The sequence below is a fragment of the Dactylosporangium sp. NPDC051485 genome, assembly GCF_040682015.1.
Classification (GTDB): domain Bacteria; phylum Actinomycetota; class Actinomycetes; order Mycobacteriales; family Micromonosporaceae; genus Dactylosporangium.
The window spans coordinates 33,918-53,104 of the sequence record NZ_JBFAZW010000016.1 but is presented as its reverse complement, the minus strand read 5'-3'; the positions used below and the strand labels follow the sequence as shown (position 1 = coordinate 53,104).

15 protein-coding genes, 1 pseudogene and 3 riboswitches are annotated in these 19,187 nt (G+C 69.3%); of the genes and pseudogenes, 7 read left to right on the top strand and 9 right to left on the bottom strand.

Annotated elements, in window-relative coordinates; translation table 11 throughout:
* Window positions 1-39: 39 nt before the first annotated feature.
* Window positions 40-1,419, bottom strand: coding sequence for a DHA2 family efflux MFS transporter permease subunit (locus AB0M46_RS11780; RefSeq protein ID WP_363335166.1), 1,380 nt, complete (start codon window positions 1,417-1,419; stop codon window positions 40-42).
* A 438-nt stretch (window positions 1,420-1,857) separates the two neighbouring features.
* Window positions 1,858-2,187, bottom strand: a complete 330-nt coding sequence (locus tag AB0M46_RS11775) for a helix-turn-helix domain-containing protein (RefSeq protein WP_363335020.1) — start codon at window positions 2,185-2,187, stop codon at window positions 1,858-1,860.
* A gap of 184 nt (window positions 2,188-2,371) precedes the next feature.
* Window positions 2,372-2,468: riboswitch (glycine riboswitch) on the top strand.
* Window positions 2,469-2,560, top strand: a riboswitch (glycine riboswitch). It begins immediately after the preceding riboswitch.
* Window positions 2,561-2,893: 333 nt separating this feature from the next.
* Window positions 2,894-2,989, top strand: a riboswitch (glycine riboswitch).
* Between the two features lie 150 nt (window positions 2,990-3,139).
* Here AB0M46_RS11775 and gcvP point away from each other — a divergent pair.
* The 5 genes and pseudogenes from gcvP to lipA all read left to right on the top strand — a co-directional run bounded on the left by gcvP (window position 3,140) and on the right by lipA (window position 9,755).
* The gene (gene gcvP, locus AB0M46_RS11770) at window positions 3,140-6,001 is read left to right on the top strand and encodes an aminomethyl-transferring glycine dehydrogenase (protein WP_363335019.1); all 2,862 of its coding nucleotides are present in this window, start codon (window positions 3,140-3,142) and stop codon (window positions 5,999-6,001) included.
* Window positions 6,002-6,033: 32 nt separating this feature from the next.
* On the top strand, window positions 6,034-7,134 hold the full coding sequence (gene gcvT / locus AB0M46_RS11765; protein WP_363335017.1) for a glycine cleavage system aminomethyltransferase GcvT: 1,101 nt from the start codon (window positions 6,034-6,036) through the stop codon (window positions 7,132-7,134).
* 26 nt (window positions 7,135-7,160) lie between these two features.
* On the top strand, window positions 7,161-7,535 hold the full coding sequence (gcvH, locus tag AB0M46_RS11760) for a glycine cleavage system protein GcvH (protein WP_363335015.1): 375 nt from the start codon (window positions 7,161-7,163) through the stop codon (window positions 7,533-7,535).
* Window positions 7,536-7,537: 2 nt separating this feature from the next.
* Window positions 7,538-8,809 (top strand): serine hydroxymethyltransferase, encoded by a 1,272-nt coding sequence (glyA, locus tag AB0M46_RS11755; protein ID WP_363335013.1) that lies wholly within the window; start codon window positions 7,538-7,540, stop codon window positions 8,807-8,809.
* Window positions 8,809-9,755 (top strand): annotated as a pseudogene (gene lipA, locus AB0M46_RS11750) (lipoyl synthase). Before glyA ends, lipA begins: the two are co-directional and overlap by 1 nt.
* 64 nt (window positions 9,756-9,819) lie before the next feature.
* On the opposite strand, the gene AB0M46_RS11745 reads toward lipA, so the two are convergent.
* On the bottom strand, window positions 9,820-10,722 hold the full coding sequence (locus AB0M46_RS11745; protein WP_363335011.1) for an aldo/keto reductase: 903 nt from the start codon (window positions 10,720-10,722) through the stop codon (window positions 9,820-9,822).
* Window positions 10,723-10,858: 136 nt separating this feature from the next.
* Here AB0M46_RS11745 and AB0M46_RS11740 point away from each other — a divergent pair, with 136 nt between their 5' ends.
* Window positions 10,859-11,737: a LysR family transcriptional regulator gene (locus tag AB0M46_RS11740; RefSeq protein ID WP_363335009.1), complete on the top strand. Its 879-nt coding sequence runs from the start codon at window positions 10,859-10,861 to the stop codon at window positions 11,735-11,737.
* Between the two features lie 125 nt (window positions 11,738-11,862).
* Here the strand turns inward: AB0M46_RS11740 and AB0M46_RS11735 are convergent, their stop codons facing one another.
* A complete protein-coding gene (locus AB0M46_RS11735; RefSeq protein ID WP_363335007.1) occupies window positions 11,863-12,861 on the bottom strand; it encodes a helix-turn-helix domain-containing protein in 999 nt (332 codons plus the stop codon).
* Between the two features lie 71 nt (window positions 12,862-12,932).
* On the opposite strand from AB0M46_RS11735, the gene AB0M46_RS11730 reads away from it, so the two are divergent.
* Window positions 12,933-13,886, top strand: a complete 954-nt coding sequence (locus AB0M46_RS11730; RefSeq protein ID WP_363335005.1) for an NADP-dependent oxidoreductase — start codon at window positions 12,933-12,935, stop codon at window positions 13,884-13,886.
* 107 nt (window positions 13,887-13,993) lie between these two features.
* Here the strand turns inward: AB0M46_RS11730 and AB0M46_RS11725 are convergent, their stop codons facing one another.
* The 5 genes from AB0M46_RS11725 to AB0M46_RS11705 form a co-directional block, all read right to left on the bottom strand.
* Window positions 13,994-14,713 (bottom strand): ATP-binding cassette domain-containing protein, encoded by a 720-nt coding sequence (locus AB0M46_RS11725; RefSeq protein ID WP_363335003.1) that lies wholly within the window; start codon window positions 14,711-14,713, stop codon window positions 13,994-13,996.
* Window positions 14,710-15,444, bottom strand: a complete 735-nt coding sequence (locus tag AB0M46_RS11720; RefSeq protein ID WP_363335001.1) for an ABC transporter ATP-binding protein — start codon at window positions 15,442-15,444, stop codon at window positions 14,710-14,712. The genes AB0M46_RS11725 and AB0M46_RS11720 overlap by 4 nt, the downstream gene beginning before the upstream one ends.
* The gene (locus tag AB0M46_RS11715; RefSeq protein WP_363334999.1) at window positions 15,441-17,378 is read right to left on the bottom strand and encodes an ABC transporter permease; all 1,938 of its coding nucleotides are present in this window, start codon (window positions 17,376-17,378) and stop codon (window positions 15,441-15,443) included. The genes AB0M46_RS11720 and AB0M46_RS11715 overlap by 4 nt, the downstream gene beginning before the upstream one ends.
* 95 nt (window positions 17,379-17,473) lie before the next feature.
* Window positions 17,474-18,724 carry an ABC transporter substrate-binding protein gene (locus tag AB0M46_RS11710; protein ID WP_363334997.1) on the bottom strand — a complete coding sequence of 417 codons (1,251 nt, stop codon included), beginning with the start codon at window positions 18,722-18,724 and terminating at the stop codon, window positions 17,474-17,476.
* Window positions 18,725-18,810: 86 nt separating this feature from the next.
* A complete protein-coding gene (locus tag AB0M46_RS11705; RefSeq protein WP_363334995.1) occupies window positions 18,811-19,185 on the bottom strand; it encodes a hypothetical protein in 375 nt (124 codons plus the stop codon).
* Window positions 19,186-19,187 lie beyond the last annotated feature (2 nt).

The window sequence follows — 19,187 nt, the reverse complement described above, 5'->3', positions numbered from 1 at the left end:
CTCGCGGCCGCGAGCGTCGGGACGGCGTCGGGACCGGGGTCAGTCGATGGTCTGCGTCTGCCGTTGCGGCTGCGGGGCAGACACTGCCGCGGGCTTGGACTTCACCAGCCACAGGCCGGTGCCGACGGCGGTGAGCAGGCAGGCGGCCCCGGCAGCGAGGAACGCGCTGTTGAGGCCGGCCTCGAAGGACGCGCCGCTGGACTCCCGGGCGGTGACGATGGCACCGAGCACCGCCACGCCGAGCACGGCCCCGATCTGCCGTGAGGTGCTGCTGATGCCCGACGCGAGACCGCCCTCCTGCGGGTTGACCGACTGGATGGCCGCACCGGTCAGCGGCGACATGGTCAGGGCGAAGCCGGCGCCGATGATCGTCAGTCGCCACCAGACGTTCACGTAGCCGGTGTCCGCGTGCACGACGCCCAGGGTCAGCAGCCCCAGCCCGGCCAGCACCAGGCCGCTGGTGACCACGACCCGGAAGCCGTACTTGGCCGCCAGCCGGCCCGCGTACGGGCTGACGATCGCCATGCCGAGCGAGGTGGGCAGGGTCTCCAGGCCGGCCACCAGAACCGAGGCGCCCTGCACGGTGACGAAGAACTGCGAGAAGAAGAAGACCGAGCCCATGAGCGCGAAGCCGACCATGACCATGGCTGAGTTGGACACCGTGAACAATGCGTTCCGGAACAGCCGCAGCGGCAACATCGGCGCCGGCCTACGTCCTTCGACCACGAGGAACGCGATGGTGATCACGACCGCGGCGGCGAAGCTGCCCAGGATGATCCCTGAGGTCCAGCCCTTGGCACCGCCTTCGATCAGCCCGTAGGTCAGCGCCCCGACACCCAGGATGGAAAGGATCGTTCCGGGGACGTCGATGGCCGGGGCGTTGGTGTTGCGGGACTCGCCCAGGGTGGGCAGGGCCGCCAGCACCAGCGCCACGCCGATGGGCACGTTGACCAGGAAGATGGCGCGCCAGTCGAAGGCGTCCACCAGGATGCCGCCGGCCAGCGGTCCGGCCGCCAGGCCGATTCCGCTGATGCCGGCCCACAGGCCGATCGCCTTGACCCGCTCCTGCGGCACGGGATAGGCGGCGGCGAGCAGGGCCAGCGAGCCCGGGCTCAGGGCCGCGGCGCCGATGCCCTGCAGCACGCGCCCGGTGATCAGCCAGCCGAGCGAGGGCGCGAGGGCGCACACCACCGACGCAAGGGTGAACACGACCACGCCGGACAGATAGATCCGCTTGCGGCCGAAGCGGTCGGCGAAGACGCCGCCGGACAGCAACAGCATCGCGACCAGCAGGACGTACGCGTCCACGATCCATTGCAGTCCGAACAGATCGGTGTGCAGTCGATTCCGCATGTCGGGAAGCGCCGCACCCACGATGGTGCTGTCGAGCAGCACCATGAACTGCCCGATGCAGGCCATGGCGAGCACGACCGATCGGTTTGGTCGAGCTTCTACGGACACAGCTAACCCCTTCGAGCATTTCTGAGATCGATGATTCCCGCGATCAGCGGAGCTGAGGTTCCAGCCGCGCGGCATTGACGCGGGTTGTCGGCCGGGCGCTTGCGGGAAGCGGGCAGCCCGACGAGAGCTGCGTCGAGGCAGTACCTGCCTCACCGTGAGCAGCTGCGACTGAGGGAGGCGGTTGCGGGCCCGCCCCAAACGCCCTATGTGATCGGATTGGCCGTGCCGGCGGCGAAATCGACGTATGCGCTCGCCGATCCAGGGCAGGTTCTAGTAGCGCCCCTCGACCGTGCCGGGGCGGATCTGCGGCCACTCGTCGAGCAGCAGCGCTTCGTGGGAGGCGAACACTCCGATCTCTCCAGGTAGGAGAGGATCTTCATGGGTGTTCGCAGGCCGTCAGTGCACGGCGGTGGGTGTGGATTCGTTCTCGCCCAGGCGCAGGACGACGTCGAGCAGGCCCGGGAACTGGGTGCTGAGCTCGTCGGCGCGCAGCCAGATGCGACGGCATCGGCCGTCGACGGCCATCCTGACCACGCCTGCCTCACGCAGGATGCGCCAGTGATTGGTCAGCGTCGACTTCGGCACGTCCAGGTCGGCGTCCGAACAGATCATCCCGGGGCTGGCGACGACGCGCGACACCAGCTCCAGACGCACCGGATCACCAAGCGCATACAGCACCGACGCGAGGGACAGTTGCTCGGTTGCCGGCTCGGGCAGCGGTCTCATTCGATGACCGTAGCACATAATTCGATCGTTCGGGACTTTCGAACAATCATCTTCTCTCGGGGCGCCGAGCGGTGGCTAGACTGACGTCGGGTCCCGTCCTGGCCGCGACAACGAGCGGTCCACGACGGGTGGACAGGTGCCCACCGAGCCGCTATCGTTCGGCCCACACGTGAATACTCGCCGTTTATGCCGGGCGGGAGAGTGCCGACGTCGCTGATGCCGGCCGCCGTAGGAGCAACTTCTCCCCAGAATCTCTCAGGCCCAGTTACCGCTCGGACAGGCGACTCTGGAAAGTCGGGAACTTCCCGCGCCGAAGGTGTAAACCGTCCCAGTGGCGGTGAAGCTCTCAGGCAAAGATGACAGAGCGGGGAGGCAGACCTGTCCCAGGCCTCGGTCTGGGTCGAGAGGAGCCTCCCGTCGTGACCCGCAGCATCGACACACCGGGCCGCCCGGCCGTCGCTCGCGCCTTCCCGCAGCGGCCCGGCACAGCGCGGATCAGCCCATCGATCGGGCGGATTCCCCACCCGGCGGCGCCCCGGCCTTGACGCGGTGACCGTCCGAGCCCGCAGACCGCCCTCGGATCGGTTCTCGGGGCGGCGCCTCGTGAGAACGCGGGCCTGGAAACGCAGCGGCAGCCGCCGACCTGCGGCCACACCACCGATCACGAGTGGTTCGCTCGCCCCTGACAACTCAACATCACGCCGTTCCAACCGAGGCGGGAGAGCCCTCGCCCATCCATGGCGAGGCGCCGAAGGAGCAACACTCCCCAGAATCTCTCAGGCCCAGCTACCGCTCCGGTGAGGCGACTCTGGAAAGCCAGGACGTCACGTCCTGCACCCAAGGTGCAAACCACCCGGACCGGTGGTGAAGCTCTCAGGTACCGATGACAGAGCGGGGAGGTCACCCGTCCACGGCGCCGTGCCACGGTGCCCCCAACAGGGAGCCTCCCTCCATGACCTCTCCCATCCCCTCTGCCCACGGCGAGTTCGCCGCCCGCCACATCGGCATCAGTGACGCGGACCGGGCCAAGATGCTGGCGGAAGTCGGCTACCGGACCCTGACCGAGCTCATCGACGACGCCGTGCCGAGCGGCATCCGCAACACCTGCGACCTGAACCTGCCCGCGGCGGCCACCGAGGCCGAGGCACGGTCCGAACTGCTCGAGCTCGCGGACCGGAACACCGTGGCCGTCCCCATGATCGGCCTCGGCTACCACCCGGCCATCACGCCCGCGGTGATCCGGCGCAACGTGCTGGAGGATCCGGCGTGGTACACCGCCTACACGCCGTACCAGCCGGAGATCAGCCAGGGCCGGCTCGAGGCGCTGCTCAACTTTCAGACCGTGATCGGCGACCTCACCGGGCTGCCGACCGCCAACGCGTCGCTGCTCGACGAAGGCACGGCGGTCGCCGAGGCCGTCACGGTCATGCGCCGCGTCGCCGGCAAGCAGGGCTCCGCCCGGGTCCTGGTCGACCGGGACACCTTGCCGCAGACCCTGGATGTCCTGCGTACCCGTGCCGAAGCGGTCGGCATCGAGGTCGTGGACATCGACCCCGGCGAACCGCTGCCGGAGGACGACTTCTTCGGCGTGGTGCTGTCCTACCCCGGCTGCTCGGGCGCGGTCCGCGACCTTCGCGAGGTGACCGCCGCGGCACAAGCGCGCGGAGCACTGGTCACCGTGACCGCCGACCTGCTGGCGCTCACCCTGCTCATGCCACCGGGCGAGTACGGCGCGGACATCGTCGTCGGATCTTCCCAGCGCTTCGGCGTCCCCCTGTTCTACGGCGGACCGCACGCGGGCTACATCGCGGTCCGCGCCGGGCTCGAACGTCACCTGCCCGGCCGGCTCGTGGGCGTGTCCGTGGACGACGCCGGCCGGCCCGCGTACCGCCTCGCCCTGCAGACCCGCGAGCAGCACATCCGGCGCGACCGGGCGACCAGCAACATCTGCACGGCGCAGGTGCTGCTCGCCGTGGTCGCGTCGATGTACGCCGTCTATCACGGCCCCGACGGCCTGACCGGGATCGCCCGTCGGACGCACCAGCACGCCGCCCGCATCGCCGCCGGCCTGCGGGCCGGTGGCGTCACGGTGGTACACCAGGCGTTCTTCGACACCCTGCTGGTGCGGGTCCCCGGCCGCGCCGAGGAGATCGTCGCGGCCGCACACGGTGAGGGGCTGCGGCTGCGGCAGGTGGACGGCGACCACGTCGGTGTCTCCTGCTCCGAGGTCACCACGCCGGAGCACGTCGGCCTCGTGCTCGGGGCCTTCGGCTGCGCCGGTGACCGCCCGAACGGGCCGCCGGCGGACGCATCGACGGCGCTTCCGCCGGCACTGCGCCGGACCTCCCCCTTCCTCACCCACCCGGTCTTCCACCAGCATCGATCCGAAACCGCGATGCTGCGGTACCTGCGCAGGCTCTCCGACCGCGACTTCGCGCTGGACCGCGGCATGATCCCGCTCGGGTCCTGCACCATGAAGCTCAACGCGACCACCGAGATGGAGCCCGTCAGCTGGCCCGCCTTCGCGGACCTACACCCGTTCGCACCCGCCGCGGACGCGGCCGGGTACGCGGCCCTGATCGAGCAGGTCGAGGCGTGGCTGGCCGAGGTCACCGGCTATGCGAAGGTCTCCATCCAGCCCAACGCCGGATCGCAGGGCGAACTCGCGGGCCTGCTGGCGATCCGGGCCTATCACCGCGGCAACGGCCAGGCCGACCGCGATGTGTGCCTGATCCCGGCCAGCGCGCACGGCACCAACGCCGCCTCCGCCGTCATGGCCGGGATGCGCGTCGTCGTGGTGGCGTCCCTGCCCGACGGCACGGTCGACCTCGGCGACCTCGAAGCCAAGTGCGCGCAGCACTCCGCCAGCCTGGCCGCGATCATGGTCACCTACCCCTCGACGCACGGCGTCTACGAGGAGAGCATCACCCGGCTGTGCGAGCTCGTGCACGAGCACGGCGGCCAGGTCTACATCGACGGCGCCAACCTCAACGCGCTGCTCGGGGTCGCCAAGCCGGGCGAGTTCGGCGGCGACGTGTCGCACCTCAACCTGCACAAGACGTTTTGCATCCCGCACGGCGGCGGCGGGCCGGGCGTCGGCCCGGTCGCGGTGGCCGAACACCTGGTCCCGTACCTGCCCACCCACCCGCTGCACCCCGACGCCGGGCGGCGCGCGGGGACCGGCGCGGTGAGCGCCGCTCCGTTCGGCAGCGCCGGCATCCTGCCGATCCCGTGGGCGTACATCCGGATGATGGGCGCGAACGGGCTGGCCGAAGCCACCCGTACCGCGGTGCTGAGCGCCAACTACGTGGCCCGCCGGCTCGCACCGTACTTCCCGGTCCTGTACGCGGGGGCCGCGGGACTGGTCGCGCACGAGTGCATCCTCGACGTCCGCCCGATCACCGCCGCCACGGGGGTGACGGTCGACGACATCGCCAAGCGCCTCATCGACTACGGCTTCCACGCCCCCACGATGAGCTTCCCGGTCGCCGGGACGCTGATGGTCGAGCCGACGGAGAGCGAGGACCTCGGGGAGCTGGATCGCTTCTGCGCGGCGATGATCGCGATCCGCGCCGAGATCGACCAGGTGGCCAAGGGCGTCTGGAGCCTGCAGGACAGCCCGCTGCGACGGGCACCGCACACCGCGGCCGCGATCACCGGCGAGTGGACCCGGGCCTACTCGCGCGAGCTGGCCGTCTTCCCCGCCGGCGTCACCCCCGACAAGTACTGGCCGCCGGTCGGCCGGATCGACCAGGCACACGGCGACCGGAATCTGGTCTGCACCTGCCCGCCCATCGAGTCGTACGAGTCGTGACCCCGAGCGGTCACGAGCTGAGAGGTATCCCCATGTCGAAGAAGACCCCCTTGCACGACATCCACGTCGAGCTCGGCGCATCGTTCACCGACTTCGCCGGCTGGTCCATGCCGTTGCGGTACACGTCCGAGCTGGCCGAGCACCACGCCGTGCGCACCAGCGCCGGAATCTTCGATCTCACCCACATGGGCGAGATCGAACTGTCCGGTCCAGAGGCGGGCCGGGCTCTCGACCACGCCCTGGTCGGCGAGCCGTCGAAGATCGCCGTCGGCCGCGCCCGCTACTCCATGCTGGTCCACGAGACCGGCGGCGTGCTCGACGACCTCGTCGTCTACCGGCTGGCCGAAGACCGGTACCTGATCGTCGCCAACGCCAGCAACGCGGCGGTCGTGTGCGCCTGCCTGCGTGACCGGATCGACGGCTACACCGCCACGATCCGGGACGCGTCCGGCGAGTGGGCGCTGCTGGCGGTCCAGGGCCCCAACTCCGCCGCGATCATCGGCGAACTCGCCGATGTCGACGTTGCCTCCCTGAAGTACTACGCGGTCGACCCGGCGCTGCTGGCGGAGCGCGACGTGCTCCTCGCGCGCACCGGCTACACCGGCGAGGACGGCTTCGAGGTCTACTGCAGCCCGCAGGACGCCCCTGCCCTCTGGCGGGCGATCAGCGCGGCAGGCGCCCGGCATGCGCTGGTCCCGTGCGGCCTGGCCTGCCGTGACACGTTGCGCCTCGAGGCCGGCATGCCGTTGTACGGCCAGGAGCTCACCATTCGCACCACCCCGTTCGAGGCGGGGCTGGGCCGGGTCGTGACCTTCGGCAAGCCGGGCGGGTTCGTCGGCGAGGCCGCCCTGGCCGCGCGGCGCGACGAGGGCCCGGCCCGCGTCCTGGTCGGGCTGGCCTCCACCGGGCGACGCGCTCCGCGCACCGGCTATGCCGTGCTCGACCCGGACACCGGCGAACGCATCGGCGAGATCACCTCGGGCGCCCTGTCGCCGACCCTCGGCCACCCCGTGGCGATGGCCTACCTTCCGGCCGACCGCACTGAACCCGGCACACGGGTGCTCGTCGACATCCGGGGCAGCCAACAGCAGGCCACCGTCGTCCAGCTGCCCTTCTACCGCCGCCAAGCCTGACCCACGCTGAGAGAAGAGAGCACATCGTGAGCCTGCCCGCAGACCTTCAGTACACCCGCGACCATGAGTGGCTCGCGACCGGCGGCGACCTGTCGACCGTCGGCATCACCGCCCACGCCGCCGACGCGCTCGGCGACATCGTCTTCCTCAGCGTGCCCGCCGTCGGCGAGACGATCAGGGCCGGCGAACCGTGCGGAGAGATCGAGTCGACCAAGTCCGTCAGCGATCTGGTCGCCCCCGCGGACGGCGAGGTCGTCGAGATCAACGACGCCGCGGTCGCCGACCCCGCCGTCATCAACGCCGACCCGTTCGGAGCCGGCTGGCTGTTCCGCATGCGGATCGCCGGCACGCCGGACCTGCTCGACGCCGCCGCCTACGCGGCACTCACCGAAGGAGCCTGACCATGGCCGTGCTGGACCGCCGGCTCGCCGACGTCGACCCCGAGGTGTACACCGCCGTACGGGCCGAGCTGGGTCGTCAGCAGAGCACGCTGGAGATGATCGCGAGCGAGAACTTCGCACCGGTCGCGGTGATGGAGGCGCAGGGCTCCGTGCTGACCAACAAGTACGCCGAGGGCTACCCGGGCCGGCGCTACTACGGCGGCTGCGAGCACGTCGACGTGACCGAACGCCTCGCCATCGAGCGGGTGAAGAGCCTGTTCGGTGCCGGGTTCGCCAACGTGCAGCCGCACTCGGGCGCCCAGGCGAACGCCGCCGCGATGATGGCGCTGCTCGAACCGGGCGACACCATCCTGGGCCTGGACCTGGCGCACGGCGGTCACCTCACCCACGGCATGCGGATCAACTTCTCCGGCAAGCTCTACAAGGTCGTGGCCTACCACGTGTCCGCGCAGGACAACCGGGTCGACCTGGCCGAGGTGCAGCGGCTCGCCGAGGAGCACCGGCCACGGCTCATCGTCGCGGGCTGGTCGGCCTACCCCCGGCAGCTGGACTTCGCCGGCTTCCGGCGGATCGCGGACCAGGTCGGCGCGTACCTGATGGTGGACATGGCGCACTTCGCCGGACTCGTCGCCGCCGGGCTGCACCCGAACCCGCTGCCGGACGCCGACGTGGTCACCACGACCACGCACAAGACGCTCGGCGGCCCGCGCGGCGGGGTGATCCTGACCAACCGCGAGGACGTGGCGAAGAAGGTCAACAGCGCCGTGTTCCCCGGCCAGCAGGGCGGCCCGCTGGAGCACGTGATCGCGGCCAAGGCGGTCGCGTTCAAGCTCGCCGCCGAGCCGGCGTTCCGCGAGCGTCAGGAACGCACCCTCGCCGGCGCCCGGCTCCTGGCGGACCGGCTGAGTGCACCCGATGTCGCGGAAGCGGGTGTGTCCGTGGTGTCGGGCGGCACCGACGTCCACCTGGTGCTGGTCGACCTTCGCGAGTCGCAGCTCGACGGCAAGCAGGCCGAGGACCGCCTGCACGACATCGGCATCACCGTGAACCGCAACGCCGTACCGTTCGACCCCCGGCCGCCGATGGTGACCTCGGGGCTGCGCATCGGCACGCCGGCCCTGGCCAGCCGCGGCTTCGCGAGCACGGCCTTCGCGGAGGTCGCCGAGATCATCGCGACGGCCCTCAAGCCCGGGTACGACGAAGGCGTCGCCGCCGAGCTGCGCACACGCGTGGCAACGCTCGCCCGCACCCACCTGTTGTACCCGGAGCTGTGATGGCGCCTGACGGCCGCAAACTGCTGCGTCTGGAGGTCCGAAACGCCCAGACGCCCGTCGAGCGCAAGCCGGAGTGGATCAAGACCCGGCTGAGGATGGGCCCGCAGTACGCGCAGTTGCACGGCCTGGTCAAGCGCGAGGGCCTGCACACGGTATGCCAGGAGGCGGGCTGCCCGAACATCTACGAGTGCTGGGAGGACCGCGAGGCCACCTTCCTCATCGGCGGCGACCAGTGCACCCGGCGCTGCGACTTCTGCCAGATCGACACCGGCAGGCCGCAGCCCCTCGACCACGACGAGCCGCGCCGCGTCGCCGAGTCCGTGGCAGTGATGGGGCTGCGGTACGCCACCGTCACCGGCGTGGCCCGCGACGACCTGCCCGACGGTGGCGCCTGGTTGTACGCCGAGACGGTCCGTCAGATCCATGCGCTGAATCCGGACACCGGCGTGGAGAACCTCGTCCCGGACTTCAACGGCGTCGCCGAGTTGCTGACCCAGGTGTTCGAGTCCCGCCCGGAGGTGTTGGCGCACAACGTGGAGACGGTGCCGCGGATCTTCAAACGCATCCGTCCCGCGTTCCGCTACGAACGCTCGCTCGGCGTCCTCAGCGCGGCGCGGGAGTTCGGGCTGGTCACCAAGTCGAACCTGATCCTGGGCCTGGGCGAGACCCGCAGCGAGGTCTCGAGCGCGTTGCGGGACCTGCACGACGCGGGGTGCGATCTGGTCACCATCACCCAGTACCTGCGCCCGTCGGCGCGGCACCACCCGGTGGTCCGCTGGGTCAAGCCCGAGGAGTTCGTCGAGCTCCAGGAGGAGGCCGAGCGGATCGGCTTCGCGGGAGTGATGTCCGGCCCCTGGTCCGCTCCTCCTACCGCGCGGGACGCCTCTACCGGCAAGCGCTCGGCCGCAGGACCCAACCGTTGCGGAGTCGCGTTGCGGAGTCCTGACCGCACACCCGGTACCGGCGGCGCCGCCACGCCGGCCCGGCGGTACCGGGAGGTCTCCAGCCGATCATTGCGTCCGAGTCGTACCGTGCGCTGCGAACGACATGCGGTTGCCCTGCCACGCTTCCCGGGGCACTACGGCGTCCACGTCGGCCTTGACGCCAGCCGCGGCGGCGTTCTCGGCCAGTCGGGCCCGGCTCCGAGTACCCGGGATCGGCACGACGTCGTCGCCCTGTGCCAGCAGCCACGCGAGCGCCATCTGCCCGGGCGTCAGGCCGTGCTCCTCGGCAGACTTCGCCAGCGCCCGCACGAGCTGGAGGTTGGTGCCCAGATGCTCGGCATTGAAGCGCGGGTCGGTGCGACGGAAGTCACCCTCCGGGAACGGGCCGGCCGGCAGGGCACCGGTGAGCAGGCCGCGACCGAGCGGACTGTACGGCACCAGGCCGATCCCCAGGCGGCGCGCGGCCGGCACCACGTCGTCCTCGGGCTCCCGCCAGGCAAGTGACCACTCGAACTGGACCGCTGTGATCGGGTGTACCGAGGCCGCCGCCTCGAGTTGGGCCGGATGCACCTCGGAGACGCCGAGGTGGCGAACCTTCCCGGCGGTGACCAACTCCGCCATGGCTCCGATCGTCTCGCTGACGGGCACGTCCGGATCCACGCGGTGCAGGTAGTAGAGGTCGATGGTGTCGACGCCGAGCCGCTGCAGCGAGGCGTCGCAGTAGCCGCGCACGTGCTCCGGACGGCCGTCGAGGCGTACCCCTTTCTCGTCGCGCACGATGCCGAACTTCGTAGCCAGCACGACCTCGTCGCGGCGGCCGGCGATGGCCTTGCCGACCAGGCGCTCGTTGTGGCCCTGGCCGTAGCTCATCGCCGTGTCGATCATGGTGATGCCCCGGTCGAGGGCGTCGCCGATAACGGCACGCGAGACCTCGTCGTCGGCAGGACCGTATCCCTGGGAGAAGCCCATGCACCCGAGTCCGATGGCGGAGGACAGCAGAGAGCGACCGAGTGTTCGCTGTTGCATGTTGACGAGCTTTCCCGACGCGGTTTGATATGTCCAAGACCGAGTTGCTATGCCATTCATCTGCGATATAGCTAAATGTATGGAGCTTCGTCACCTGACATACTTCGAGGCGGTGGCTCGCCTCGGCGGCTTTACCCGGGCCGCCGAGTCTCTGCACGTCGCCCAGTCGGCGGTGTCCGCTCAGGTGCGGGCGCTGGAGGCGGAACTTGGCGCGGAGTTGTTCACCCGTACCACCCGACGGGTGGCACTCACGGAAGCGGGCGAGCTTTTCCTGGCCCGCTGTCGCCGCGTGCTCGAAGAGCTCGACGGTGCCCGCCGGGACCAGGCCGACCTCGCCGCCGTCCTGTCGGGCCGGGTGGTGCTCGCGGCTACCGCGGTGGTCGGCGCATTCGATCTGCCCGGGGCGTTGTCCCGCTTCCACGCGCGCTATCCGGGTGTCCTGCTGAGCCTGCGCTCCGGCCTCATCGCGGCGCTCCTCGCCGAGTTGGACGCGGGCACGGTCGATCTGGTGATCGGCCCGGTGCACGCCGACCTGCCGAACCGCTTCGCCACGCACCGGATCGCCCGCGAGCAGGTGGTGCTGATCGCCCCGCCCGGGCACCGGCTCGCTCACGGCGGCCCGCTCGCGGTCACCGAACTGCGCGACGAGAGCTTCGTCTGCCTACCGGCCGGCAGCGGACTGCGGGCCATCCTGGACGACGCGGCGCGGACGGCTGGCTTCGAGCCCCGAGTGCCGTTCGAGACGCACACCCCGGCCAGCATCCGCGAGTTGGTCGCCGCCGGGCTCGGGGTAGCACTGGTGGCCCGAACGGTGGCTGCATCGCCCGGACCGGCCGTGTCGGTACGGCAGCTTCAGCCGGCACCGCAACACCCCGACATCGCCGTCATGCACCACCGTGATCACCGGTTGTCGGCGGCAGCGCGAGCCTGCCGCCGACAACTCATCGAACTCGAATGAAGCGTAGAACGCTGGTCCTTGAATCCGAGCGGTCAGCGTCCCGGTTCGCGGTTGCGGGCGATGTAGGCGTCCCATGGCCGGTGATCGAGGCCGGCGATGTCGGCGGACTGGATCTGTGCTTCCGGCTACCGGCCGGTGCCGGCTGACACGGACGAGCCCAGGCGGAACGTGTTGCGGTACGCGATCGGGGAGACGCCGAGCGCCGCCGAAAGGTGCTGGCGCAGCGACGCGCCCGTGCCGAAGCCCGCCGCCGTCGCCACGCGGTCCACGGGGAGGTCGGTCGTCTCCAGCAGGCGGCGCGCGTGCTCGACCCGCTGGTGGGTCAGCCACTGCAGCGGCGTCATGCCCGTCTCATCGCGGAAGCGGCGGCTGAACGTCCGCACGCTCATCCGGCCCCGCGCGGCCAGCGCGGCCAGCGACAGCGGCTCGTGCAGCCGCTCCAGCGCCCAGGCCCGCACCGCGGCGGTGTTCGCCCCGGCCGGCGGCGGGACCGGGCGCTCGACGTACTGGGCCTGACCGCCGTCGCGCCACGGCGGGACGATGCACTGCCGGGCCACCCGGTTGGCGACCTCGCTGCCGTGGTCGCGGCGCACCAGGTGCAGGCACAGGTCCATGCCCGCGGCGACGCCGGCCGCGGTCAGCACGTCGCCGTCGTCCACGAACAGCACGTCCGGGCGCAGCTCCACCGCCGGGAACGTGCGGCGGAACTGCTCGGAACGGACCCAATGCGTGGTCGCCGGGCGGCCGTCGAGCAGGCCGGCGGCGGCCAGCGTGAAGGCCGCCGTGCACAGCGACACGATCCGGGTGCCGGGCCGCAGGGTGCGCAGCGCCGCGGCGAGGCGCTCGGGCAGCCACCCGGGGTCGGATTCGTCCGCGCAGGACAGGAACGGCGGGATCACCACCGTGCCGGCGGTGGCCAGCAGCTCCGGGCCGTGCGCGACGGCCACGGCGAAGTCGGCGGCGGTGGTCACCGGGCCGCCGTCGAGGCTGCAGGTCAGCACCTCGTACAGCGGCTCGCCGCCCGGGCCCTCCACGGTGCCGAAGATGCGCACGGGAATGCTCAGCTCGAACGGGTGCACCCCGTCGAGCGCCAGGACGACCACGCGGTGCCGGGGCGCTGTCATGGCCAGATCCTTCCACATGTTGTCAATCTAGCCACTCGAAGCGCCGATGACCGCACAGCAGGATCGAGCGCATGAAAGCCATCACCCAGGATGTGTTCGGCGGCCCCGAGGTACTGCGGCTGACCGAGATCGACCGGCCCGAGCCCGGGCTGTCACAGGTGCTCGTGCGCGTCCACGCGGCGGCCGTGAACCCGACCGACTTCTGGCACCGGGCGCACGGCGGTCTGCAGCGCCGCATCGTGCCGCTGGGCTGGGACGTGTCCGGCGTGGTCGAGGCGGTCGGGCCCGGCGTCACGCTGTTCGCGCCCGGCGACGAGGTGTTCGGCATGCCGCGGCAGCCGGAGCCGGCCGGGGCCTATGCGGAGTACCTCGTCGCGCCGGCTCGCCACCTCGCCCGCAAGCCGGCCGGGATCTCCCACGCCGAGGCGGCCGCGCTGCCGCTGGTGTCGCTGACGGCCTGGCAGGCGCTCGTCGACGTGGCCCGGCTCGAGCCCGGGCAGCGGGTCCTCGTGCACGCTGCGGCCGGCGGCGTCGGGCACGTCGCGGTACAGATCGCGAAGGCCCTCGGCGCGGAGGTCATCGGCACGGCGCGCGCCGCCAAGCACGGGTTCGTCCGCGAGCTGGGCGCCGACCGGGTCGTGGACCACACCGCCGAGGACTTCGCCGAGGTCGTGTCGGACGTCGACGTCGTGCTGGACACCATCGGCGGGGAGTACGGCCCGCGCTCGCTGCGCACCCTGCGCCCCGGCGGCATCGTCGTGTCGCTCGCCTCGCCGGCCGAGGCCGCGCTGACGCCGGTGGCGCGGGCACAGGGCAAGCGGGCGCTGTTCATGATCGTCGAGGCCGACCAGGCCGGCATGCTCGCGGTCGCGGATCTGGTCGAGCGCGGCCTGCTCCGCGCGACGCTGGACACGGTCCTGCCGCTGGAGGACGCGGCGAAGGCACACGAGCTCGGCGAGCGGCGCACCACCACCGGAAAGATCGTGCTCGCCGTGCGGGCCGACGCATCCGGCGGCCAGGACTGACGATTCCGGCCCGCACGGCCCGCGCGACGGGCCGTGCGGGCCGGTGCGGTAAGGGAGTCAGGACCGCTGCGCGGTGGCGCTGACCTTGTTCGCGGCCGCGTCGGACCTCACCTGTCCATACCGAAGTATGTAGCCGCCAATCGGTCGCGGGAGCTCGCGACTTCAGTGGCCGTGCCCTCCAGTTGGACTTCACCGCCGGCCATCACGACCGCATAGTCTGCGTAGGCGAGTGCTTGTTCGACGTGCTGCTCGACGAGCAGCACCCCCATGTTCCACGAGGCGACAAAGCGTCGGAGCGTGTCCAGGATGCGCGAGACAAGAATGGGGGCGAGTCCGAGCGACAGCTCATCCACGAGCAGAAAGCGTGGCCGAGTCGAGAGCGCCCGGGCTATTGCCAGCATCTGTTGTTCGCCGCCGGACAGAAGATCGCACCTGCGCCTGGCAAGCGGAACAAGCTCGGGAAAGATGTCGAACGGCTCCGCCTGCCATGGCCACGCCAAACGCAGCGTCTCGTGCACGGTGAGCGGACCGATCAACGCGCGGTCATCAGAGACCAGGCTGATCCCGAAGCGTGCGGCACGCCTGAACGAGGGCACACGCGTGACATCGGCCTCGCCAACCCGGACACTCCCCTGGTAGGGCCGCACGAAGCCGGCGATCGTCTGCAACAGCGTCGTCTTGCCACTGCCATTTGGGCCCAGCAGTGCGATCACCTGCCCTGGGCGGACCGACAGTGAGACATGCCGCAGTACGCCAACGCCGTTGTACCCAGCTACGACATCCTCGATGACGAGGCTCGGATCCTCCGACTGCTGCAAAGCATTCACCCCAAGTACGCCTTCCGTACGCGCGGATCCTTACGGATGGCGTCCGGTCCTCCGGTGGCGAGCACCCTGCCGAAGTTGAGCACCGTGACGTCGTTGCTCACGTCGAACACGAAGGACATGTCGTGATCGACCAGCAGCACGGCAACTCCTCGCTCAGCCATCTCGCATATCCGCTGTCCCAACTGTCGCTTCTCCACGCCGTCCAGCCCGCTTCCCGGCTCGTCCAGGATCACCACCGACGGATCAGTCGCCATCGCTCTGGCCACACTGACCAGGCGTCGCTGACCGTGCGCCAGGTCGCTCACCTTTCGATCGATCAGGTCGCCCAGGCCGAACATCTCCGCCGATGACCGCCAACTGGAACTATCCCGCTCGCCGGACCTTCTCGACGCGGCAATGTTCTCTCCGACGGTGAGGTCGTCGAACAGTTCGAGGTGCTGAAAGGACCGAGCGAGGCCCAGTCCCGCCCGCCGATGGGGGGCAATGCCAGCGAGATTTCGGCCATTCAGGCTGATCCTTCCCCCTGCCGGTTTGACGAAACCCGACACCGCATCCACCACACTTGACTTTCCCGCCCCGTTTGGCCCGATCAACGCGTGGACACGGTTTGCCTGCAGCACGAGATCGAAGTCGTCGACCGCAACAACTCCGCCATAGCGGACCGTCAGGCCGCGAACCACCAGGGGATCATCTGCGTGCGGTTCGGTGCTCGAGAGCTTGCCGTCAGTCATGTTTGGCGTGCCTCCACGTCGGGCAACGCGACTGTCCGCTGCCGCCGTCGCCGGCGGAGGACGTCCGCCAGTTGATACGGCAACAGGGAAAGTCCTTCCGGATGAGTAGCAACGATCTGGACCAACCCGAGGCCGGCAACGATCTGGACGATCTGCCCCGTCTTTCCCTCGAAATGGAGGACGTAATCGAGCAGGCCACCCTGCATCATCAGGCCGGCGACAACCGCACCTGAAATCGAGGTGATCCCTCCAAGATAGGCGAAGGCGAAAAGCAGGATCGAGGCGAAGAACGAGAAGGCTCCCCAGCTGAGCTGGATCGAACGGTAGCCCTCAAGACTGCCAGCAACACCCGCCACCAGTGACGAGATGCCAAAGGCAATCATCTTCGTGCGGGCGACCGAGATTCCGGAGGCAGCAGCGCCGCGTTCGTTGGCCCTGACCGCCAGAAACCTCGCGCCGAGACGGCCCGACCGAATCCACACGATGCCCATGGCCACGAGGACGGTTATCGTCAGCACGGCTATCCCGAACTGTTTGGCATCGTTGAGCCCATTCAACCCGAGTGCCCCGATGCGGGCGGGCTCGACCCGCATTCCACTGTCCGCCCCGGTCAATGCACGGCTGGAGAAGAACATGGCATCCATGACAAGTGCCGCCCCGAGGGTGACGATGGCGAGGCTCGTCCCTCGCACCCGCAGTGAAGCGGCACCCATCGCCAACCCCAGGGGGATCGCGGACACTCCGGCGATGACGACAGTGAGTGGGAATGGAATTCCGAATTCGGCCGCACACTTGGCTGCCCAGAACGCACCGAAACCCGCTAAGGAGCACTGCGCGAGCGACACCTGGCCGGCGTATCCGGTCACGACGACGAGCGACATGGCCAAGAGCGCCGAGATGAGCGACTTCGTGGTCGGGTCGGCCAGACTGGCTGGAATGATGGCGTACCAAAGAACGCCCACCAGCAGCGCGACTGCGCCGATCATGACCGGACTTCGCCTGAGTCTGGGCGCCCATGGCAGGCGTTGGCGGTCGAATGTCTCCTTCAGCGCAACGCGCTTTCGGACCAGTAGGGTGGCTGCGATCACCGCGACGAGTGGCAGTGCCGCACCCCATCCGCCCACGTGGGTCGCATTCTCGAGGTCCGTGCTCCGCAACAACAGGACTGACTGGCCGCTTCCGATCAGCAGCGCCGCGACCAGGGTGAGTGCGAACGACTGGAATCCGCCGATAAGAGCCGCCGCGACGGCCGGCGTCAGCGTGTTCAAGTAGCCGAGTGAGGTCGGTCCGACCAGCGACGAAAGCAGTACGCCAGCGACGCCTGCCAGGCCTGAGCCGATCAGCCAGTTCGCGAATTCAACGCGCTGGGTCGAGTGCCCCAGGGCCTCGGTCGCGCGCCGATTCGCAGCGGCAGCGCGCGTGAGCCGGCCGAAGGACGTGAATCGGTAGGTGAGCCACAGTGCCGCAAACAGCGCTGCCGTGATGGCGATGATCCACACTTGATTCCACGGCAGCAGGAAGCGTGGATTCCCGAAGGGCAACTCAAGGGCACCGTAATCGAACAGCGGGGTGGCGGGCGGACTCCGGTCGCCGAAGATGGGTTGGACAGCGGCAGTACCCGCAAGAAGGACTCCGAGGGTTGCCACGACTTTTGCCAGAGGCGGCGCATTCCGTAACGCCCTCATGACGACCATCTGAAAGACCGCACCGATGGCAACGGCGAGCAGAATGGCCAACGCCGCGGACAGCGGCACCGCCAGGCCGGCTTGCTGATGTAGGTAGAGGTGCGTGTATGCGGCCAAGGTCGCCAGCGTCGCCTGCGCGAAGTTCAGGACCCCGGAACTTCGGAAAATCACGATCAGGCCGGCGGCCAGGAGACCATACAGTGCGCCGGTCCCGGTGCCCAGAATCGCAAGTTGCAGGTCAGTGTGCATACGTCAAACCCAAGCGCACGCTCGGCGGGAAGCCCTTCATCACACCACCCGCAGAGAGGACCGCGACAGGGTGGAACTCCATTGGATCCCCATCTTTACTCGGCGGCCAGGGAAGGGGTGATCCGATCAGATCCGGCGACGAGCTTTCCACCCTGCACCTTCTGCAGATAGCCCGCTTGATTGGCGACTGACGTCAAACCAAACGGCGCATTGGAACTCGGCAGTCGCAATTCCGGCAAATCCGGAACCCCTGATATCGGCGTGCTGCGGAGGTATTTGAGGATCGAACTCCTGGTCAGATTTCCAGGACCTATGGCCGCTACCACCGTCTCGAACATGACACCGGCGAGGTAGCCGCTCAGCGCGGAGTCACCGATCGAGGTTGCGTGTCCGGTGGCGGCCAGACCCTCTCGCAGAGCGCTGCCGGTCTTCACGTCCGAAACGGGAGGGAAGTTCGAGGTCAAGTAGACACCGTCGGCGGCGGCACCGGCATCAGCCAGGTCCTTCGGTGTCGTTGCCTGGGAGTAGATGGCGATCTTCGCGGAGTTCCCCAGAGAACGGAGCCCCGCAAGAATGGGAATCGTCGTGCTCGGCACCGTGAAGAGCGCGATGGCATCCGGACGGGCCGCGATGAGTGCGGTCGCGACCGGCGTCATGTCCGGCGCACTCAACGGCACATAAATTGGGGTGAATTTCATTCCTGGCCCCACGATCTTCTGAAAGAGTGGAGCGGTAGCGTGTCCGCTGGCGCTATCCGACAGGGCGACGGCCAAGCTCCGCTTTCCCTGACTCTCGAAGAACCTGGCGATTGTTGCGAACAGGACGAACGGTCCACCCGTGATGCAGTAGCTGCTCGCCGACGACATTTCGCCGCCGGTGATCGGCGTCGGGCAGATGTACGCCATCCCGGCCTGGTCGTACAGGGGTACGCCAACCGATCCGGCGTTGCTGGACAGACCGCCGATGGCCGCCATCACGGACGGGTCGGCGATGACCTTGCGAGCACATTGCTGGTGCGTTGTCGGATTGTTTTGATCGTCACACCGCCGAACTTCGATCGGACGGCCGCCGAGGCCGCCCTTCGCATTCGTCTCATGCGCCCACGCCTCGATTCCGTCGGCGGTCTGCGGGGTCGGCAGAGCGCCAGAATCCTGACTCACAGTCGCGATGACAATCGGTTCACCGGATGGCGGCGACACGGATGGACGCGCGGACGACGACTGCCCCGATCCGGCAGCCTGGGTGCCTCCGCCGCCAGGACTACTGCAGGCGGCCACCGTCAGTGTGCCGACGAGAGCGGCGCACCCTAAAGCACGATACAGCCGATTTTTCATCAATATCGCCACGACTGGACATCTCCTTCGAACGCAACGCTGCGATAGGAATGACCGCCCTCGCTTGCACCGGTTGCGCCCACGCGCCCAGTGCAAGGTCAAGTGCGGAGTCTTGTTCGTATATACGAACGATCGTTCACGATAGCGTCAATGTAGGATGCTGTATCCGTGCTGTCAACAGATCCGGCGCCATGCACGCCCGGGCTGGCACATGGCCACCAGGAGCGCTCGTGGTCGGTGTTGAGGTCGTCACGGTCGAGTCCGATCGCCGCTTCGACGCGCATCCCGGTGACCGCGGGCAGGCCGATCAGCGCGTGGTAGGTCGCGGCCCCGAGCGGGCGCGGCAGCTGCCCGGCGGCGGTGATCAGCGCGCCGATGTCGGCCTCGAAATACAGACTCGGTGTTGCCTGGCGGGCTCGGCCGTGGATCAGCCCGGGTGAGGCCCCGCCGGCCGGCGGGTCCACCGACACCACCG